Genomic DNA, 6,722 nt, shown 5'->3' on the forward strand with positions numbered 1-6,722 from the left:
AACTCATACACCAAAACAACAAACAAAATACCTGAAAATAATAAAAATTAATGCAAAAAAATTTTTAAAAAATAATTAATTTTGAGTCGCCCTCAAAAATAGAAAAAATAAGGAGTTGATCATTATTTTAACAGTTGGTTTTTGGGATATAAGGTTTTGGTATGTCCGGTATTAGTATATCCTGTTCCGGGAGGGGTACCGGGATGAGTGCTCCTCCGTCTTTAACATTTAGGGTTATGGTTGTTGTAATGCCGTATATGTTGAATGTCAATTCGTAGGTTCCCTCTTCTGTAGGGGTAAAGGATATTTTCACGCCTTCAGCGGTAACTTCTTTACTTTCTATTTTAATTCCTTCAGGACCGGACATTGAGAAATACTCGGCAATCATAGGCAGTGCTACCTGGGTTCCGTCCTGGCGAACAAAGCTTATTATTGCAGTTGATGTCATGTTTGCACATGGGATTCCTCTTACCTCGATTGTGAATGTTGCCGGATTGGTGTCGATATGGTAAATATTGTCACTTGGCCATGCTTTCCATTCAACCAATTGGTCATTATTTTCGCTTGGAATTGTGGACCAGTAATTTGCGCTTATTGTGTCGTAATATCCGTAGGTGTATACGCTTTGCCCTTCACCTGCACAGTTGTTTATTATTATAAATTTTTTAACATTTTCTTAAATTCGTGAATATTTTTTATTATTTTAAATTATGTAACTTATTTTTAACCTCGTTTCTAATAAACTCTTAAATATTATTTAAAATAAACATATATTCAATAATATAAAAGGGGATATAATGTTTAAGAAAAAATATTTTTTAGTGCTGATGATATTGATAGTCAGCATTTGTGCCATATCCTCGGTTAGTGCAACGGATGAGGGTATGACAATGGATCCGGTTGAAAGCGATGTTGAAACGCTTGCAATCGGTGAGGAAAACGTTGAAAATCAGGAAATTTCAGAAAATGGTGAAGATTCTATATTGTCACAAAGCGAATCTGAAGAGGTACTTTCCGCTTCAATCACGCCTTCAAGCTATTATTCACTTAACCTGGAAGACACTTATGAAATTTCTGCTACAAAGGATACGAAAATAGCTTATTATCTCAATCCTTGCCAGGATACAAGATATAACGGATATAATTTCAATTTTGTGGGTTTCGATAAGGATTATAACGTTGTCTATGACAGTGGGCTTCTGTTCAATGATACTAACAGGAAAGCAAGAATATACCATCCTACCATTAAGGCAAACAGTTTTCTTCCGGGAACCTATTACCTGGCGGCGGTCAATTTGGGTGATGCCAAAGTCATGGATGTGGCTGTCTTGAAGGTCAGCGGTGATGCAAAAGTCACCGTTGGTGATTATAGTGCATATTATGCTTCCGGAAAAACCATAACTGCAAAAATAACCGATAGTGTTCATAGTAAACCGATCAATGGTGTTGATGTCAAGGTAACATTTACAAAGAACGGTAAAACACAGACAAAAACCTACACCAGTGATGTAAACGGTTTGATTAGGATTACACCTCCAGCTTCCGCTGGAACATATTCGCTAACTATTGTCTCTGCAACCCCTCATGTTAAGATGTCTGAAGTCAAAAGGACCGCCAATGTCAAAAAGGCTCCCGTATCAATCAAGGCATACAGGGTGTCTGAGTATAAGGGATTCAAGGTGACATTAAAAGCCACTGTAAAAAGCCAGGGCAAAAAGGTCAATGAAGGAAAGGTAACATTCAAAATCAACGGCAAAACCTATAATGTCAAGGTGAAAAACGGTGTTGCTATCAAAAGGCTCAAGCTCAAGAAAGTCAAAAAATACACCTACTCCGCCAGATTCGCTGCGTCAAACTTCAAGACCTCCAAAAAGGTTTCATCAAAGGCAATAATCAAAAAACGTCTGGATACAAAGATAGTTATTAAAGACCAGAGGGTATATATGAACGACGCCAAGGTGTTCACCATAAAGGTATTGACAAAATCCGGCAAGAAGGTCAAGGATGGAAAGCTTAAAATCAGGGGTGTCGGTACAGTTGAGGTGAAAAACGGAAAGGCCAAAGTGGTTAAATACGGTCTGGGAATAAAGCATCTCAAAAAAATCAATGGAAGAACAGAATACTTTAAAAAGACCGTAACCAACAAGTTCAAGCTCAAGTACGTTCCAACTTCCCACAAGTACAAGGCAAGCACCAAAAAGCTCAAGATTACATCCGTGTTCAAATGTCCTGGGTGCGGCAAGACCCATACCCATAACCATTATGCCGTAGGGTACTATTTGGTCTACAAAACAAGAATTGTTGTTTCTTAAAGGGGATTTCATCCTCACTTTTTTTATTTTTTCCGCATTGCTTTTTCATGCCCAGATAAATATTGCTTTAAATCGGTTAAATTTCAATTATAAGTAAATTTTGCTTTTATTTTATCTTGTAGATAATTATTAATATGATTTGTGATAAATAAGTACTTATGAATGCTGAAAAAGAACTTTTGGATAAAAATTATCCTCAATACAATGACTACAACTTCAAAAGCATTCTTCATCAGCGGGCCAATGGACTTTTAAAATTCATTGGGATTCCTTATGAGATACTGTCGGTGACCTTGTCGGAATACATGAATCTGGGTCCTGGAATTTCCCGTATAGACTTTGCAGGTGATGTATATAAGGATGGGAGGGTAATCAGTTTGATATTGGAGTGTCAAACTAAACTTCCAAACGATGAAGATATCAAGCGATTTTTCCAATATGTAGCTTCGATGAGGATTTTTAAGAACAATGATGTTGAATTGTACATATTGTGTACAGAAAAATCGGATTATGCCAAAAAGGAATTCAAAATCAATGATGAATGTACATATACGATGCATGTGATTTCCCTTAAACAATTCAAGGCAAGGAAAATATTTAAAACCATTGAAGACAAATTAAAAAACAAGGAATTAATTACTGATGAGGATATTGCATCACTTCAGGTAATTGTCTACACAGATTATGAGGAAGCTCCCTTGGAAATTCTTATTCGGGCACGTAAACTCATTGAAAGAATTTCTGTGCAATCCAAAATGGATTTAAATGACAAAAAAGCTGTAATATATTTGCTTGATGTGTTGTGTGTTAATATGTTAGATGAAAATGATGCTGATAGATATGGGGAGGAAACAGATATGTTGCTTAATCCAACTGATAGGTATTTGCTAAAAAAAGGAAGAAAAGAAGGCATTAAAGAAGGTATAATAGAAGGTAGAAAAGAGGGTATTGATGAAGGTAAGCTTGATGTTGCCTATAAATTAATGGATAAGGGTTTTTCAATTGAAGAAGTTGTTGAACTAACTGGTTTGGCCAAAGAATTCATTCTGAAAGGCAAATAACTGATTTTTTAAAATTCATTAGCATGGGAAAATATTTTTACTATATAATAATATAATAATTATTATGAACATCAAGTATGGTTTAGTTTTAATCATAATAATTGTCGCTTTAATTTCCGTATCTGGTGTAAGTGCTTCGGACAACCAGACGGATGATGAAATAGTGCGCGACATAAACCTAACGTTTGAAGAACAGATGTGGCAGGAAAACCTTAGTGATATTGAGGTGGAATTGCCTGAAAACGCCACAGGGGACTTTTCCATTAAGGTAAATGATGAGATAATATACAATCAGTCAATCACTGAAAAGTCATTTAAGGTTCCAATCAAGCTTCCAAAGCCTAAATATGAATTGTATATTGCAATATATCCTCCTGTTGATTATAAATTATATAAGGTCAATGCATTTTATAATGGTATCGACTTAAACCTCAACAAGGACCTTAAGGTCATGAGACCTTCACCGGATCACAATATGCTGTTCTTTCCAAATGAGATTCTTCAAAACGACCCGTATCACAGTTTGATTGTCTTTCCAAGATCAGCCAACGGGGATGTTGAATTCTACATCGATGACAGGCTGTTCAACAGGACAAAGGCCAGACCTGTCTTTTACTGGCAAAACAACCCTTTCAAAAATCTGGATCTGGGAAACCATACATTTAAGGTAGTCTATTATGGAGACAGCTATTATCATCCATTCAACAAGACTTTCAATTTTACCGTTACCAATGTCATAATTGACATTCCGAACCCTATTAACATAGGCCATGACGACTGCGTAAGCGTGAGGACATTAAAGAATGTTGCAGGCAATGTCAAGGTATATCTTGACAATGTTTTGATTGCAAATTCAAAAACCGATGAGGGGGATTTCATTCTTTCCCTTGAAAATTACATCAAGCATTCCAATAAGGAAATCAAGGTCGTCTTCACAAGCAAGAACTTCTCAAGAACAAAGATTCAAAGTGCCAACATGAGTTATGATTTTGATGTTTGGCCTGAAACATTATACTATGGATTCGACAAGATAATTGAGGTTACTTTGCCCGATACCCTTAATAACAAGCTTTTAAAGGTCATGATTGATGGTGTCGAATGCAAATTCAAACGCTCAACAACCGTAAACAACATTGTTGAAATCGATGTTAGCAGACTTGGAAGCGGAAACCACTCAATGTTCATCTCCTATCCTGGAGACGGCAAGTTCTATCCATTGAACAGGATTCATAACTTTACAATCGAGTATCATATATCTCTTCCGGACATGTTTGCATATAAAAGTTCTGCCAAGGCATACATTAAGCTTCCTTCCGATGCAAGGGGAAATCTGGAAATTTATGTTGACGGAAAACTCTTTTCATCATCAAAAGTCAATAAGGGCTATGCTGAAGTGGGCATGGGACTGATTGATGTCGGAACTCACAATGTGGTTGCCAAATATAGTGGTGATGACTATAACGTGTCCTCTGTTGAGTGGAGGGTATATGTATCTCCAAAAGTTGATTTCAACTACAGGTTTACCGCCGGTGGAAATGAATATATCACTGTTGAGGTTCCAAAAAACCATACTGGCTATGTGATATTCAGCATTGATGAAAAGGATCATAAGGTTTTAATCAAGAATGGTGTCGCAAGATATTCACTTAAAAACCTGAATGTCGGAGAACATGACATCTATTTTGACTATTATGATGATAACGGATACAATGACCTTTCAAACTGGGTTTTGGTTGATGTCAAAAAGCCAAAAGTCAAGTTCCTGACCGCTGAGGCTTCATTTGACGGTGTAAACGTTAAAGTCAAGTTCCTGACCTCCAAGGGCAAGGTCTTGGCAAATAAAAAGGTTAAAATATCTTTCAACGGCAAGACATACACCGTCAAAACAAACAAAAAAGGAATTGCAACCCTTAAAAAGTCTTTAAAACTTAAGAAGAGCAAGTATTCACTTAAAGTCAATTACATGGGTTATAAGATAACCAAAAAACTCAAAGTGAAGAAATTGAGTTTAAAGACAAAAGTTGGCAAGAAGAAAGTAACAATTCAGGTCAAAATTAACAAGAAAATTAAAAATCAGGTTGTTAAGGTTAAGGTCAACTCAAAGACATTCAAAATCAAGACCAACAGGAAAGGAATTGCAAAGCTTGCAGTTAAAAAAGCCAAAAAAATGAATGTCAGGGCAATCTATAAAGGAAGTTCAGTTTCAGAAAAGATTGAAGCTTGAAAATGAATGGGGATTAATCTCTCTATTTTTTATTATTTTTTTTTTTAAATCATTCTCATATCGACAGCATTATTTATCTATTTTTAAATCTAAAATACTATCAATGTCTCACAAATACATCCGTGAAAACAAGAATTCATATGTGATAGTTAAAAGTTCCAGAAATTACGGCAAATTCGACACCATCGATGATGCCGTATTCATTAGAGATGAGCTTGAAAGCAATAATTGGAATTTAGAGGGAATCGATGAAATCTATAAGTTAAACGATAACTATATTGTCGTTAAGGTAATCGATGACAGGATCCATATCCTTGCAAGGTGCAGGACTCCTCCGTCAAAGAAGACCATTGACGGTCTCTATAAAAAACGCCTGAGAAATCCGAACAATTCCAAGTATGGTCTTAACATCTCCAGGGTATTTGACACATTCGTCATAAAAAAGCGCATTGCCGGTGACGATTACATCTTTGGATATTATGACACACTTGAGGATGCGGAGTTTGTAAGGAACTTTCTCATGGACAACGACTGGGATGTCACAAGATTCAATGAAATCGAATATGATGAGGAATCAGGGAAATATATGGCCGTTGATGTGGTTGATGACAGGGTATATGTTTTAAAATCATCCGAAAGTGAAATCAATATTGTAAATGCAAGACAGGATTTCCTAAACAAAATCTCAAAACACAGGCTCGGTCTTGCAAATCACGATTATCTGGGTGAACTTACAGATAAACTCCCGGAACTTGAGGAAAAGTACTCTCTCAAGGTTCAGGACGATAACTGGTCACTTAAAGACACTGCAAATCCTCTGGATGACATCATCTTCAAGCTGACTCCATTTCAGCAGAGTGTATTTGATGCTATCAATCATTCAACATTTGGTGAAATAAAACAGAAATTAATCAGATATAAGTCTAAAAACTTCAATAAAAAGATAGAACGCAATATAGATGAGCTGATGGAGTTGGGACTCGTTGAAAAACGGGGAGAGTTTTTTGAAAAGAGAAATGTATAAATTTGAACTTCCGCCAACTTTTAAGAAGTTGGGGATTCTCGATTTTTTAACATACCCCTTGTTGAGTGGAATGTTAATATTTTCGAGCCGATACCCGCGCA

Annotated in this window: 5 protein-coding genes; 4 read left to right on the forward strand and 1 reads right to left on the reverse strand. The window is 36.2% G+C overall.

What is annotated here, in order from left to right; all coding sequences use genetic code 11:
* Window positions 1-127: 127 nt before the first annotated feature.
* Window positions 128-547, reverse strand: a complete 420-nt coding sequence (locus tag QZV03_RS10920) for a hypothetical protein (protein WP_296876732.1) — start codon at window positions 545-547, stop codon at window positions 128-130.
* 250 nt (window positions 548-797) lie between these two features.
* Between QZV03_RS10920 and QZV03_RS10925 the strand changes: the two genes are divergently transcribed.
* The 4 genes from QZV03_RS10925 to QZV03_RS10940 all read left to right on the forward strand — a co-directional run bounded on the left by QZV03_RS10925 (window position 798) and on the right by QZV03_RS10940 (window position 6,621).
* The gene (locus tag QZV03_RS10925; RefSeq protein ID WP_296876733.1) at window positions 798-2,312 is read left to right on the forward strand and encodes a hypothetical protein; all 1,515 of its coding nucleotides are present in this window, start codon (window positions 798-800) and stop codon (window positions 2,310-2,312) included.
* A 158-nt stretch (window positions 2,313-2,470) separates the two neighbouring features.
* Window positions 2,471-3,373, forward strand: coding sequence for a hypothetical protein (locus tag QZV03_RS10930; protein WP_296876735.1), 903 nt, complete (start codon window positions 2,471-2,473; stop codon window positions 3,371-3,373).
* A 64-nt stretch (window positions 3,374-3,437) separates the two neighbouring features.
* Window positions 3,438-5,597, forward strand: a complete 2,160-nt coding sequence (locus QZV03_RS10935) for an Ig-like domain-containing protein (RefSeq protein ID WP_296876737.1) — start codon at window positions 3,438-3,440, stop codon at window positions 5,595-5,597.
* 103 nt (window positions 5,598-5,700) lie between these two features.
* The gene (locus tag QZV03_RS10940; RefSeq protein WP_296876739.1) at window positions 5,701-6,621 is read left to right on the forward strand and encodes a hypothetical protein; all 921 of its coding nucleotides are present in this window, start codon (window positions 5,701-5,703) and stop codon (window positions 6,619-6,621) included.
* The last annotated feature ends 101 nt before the right edge of the window (window positions 6,622-6,722 follow it).

The sequence above is a fragment of the uncultured Methanobrevibacter sp. genome, from assembly GCF_902788255.1.
In the GTDB taxonomy this organism is placed as follows: Archaea; Methanobacteriota; Methanobacteria; order Methanobacteriales; family Methanobacteriaceae; genus Methanocatella.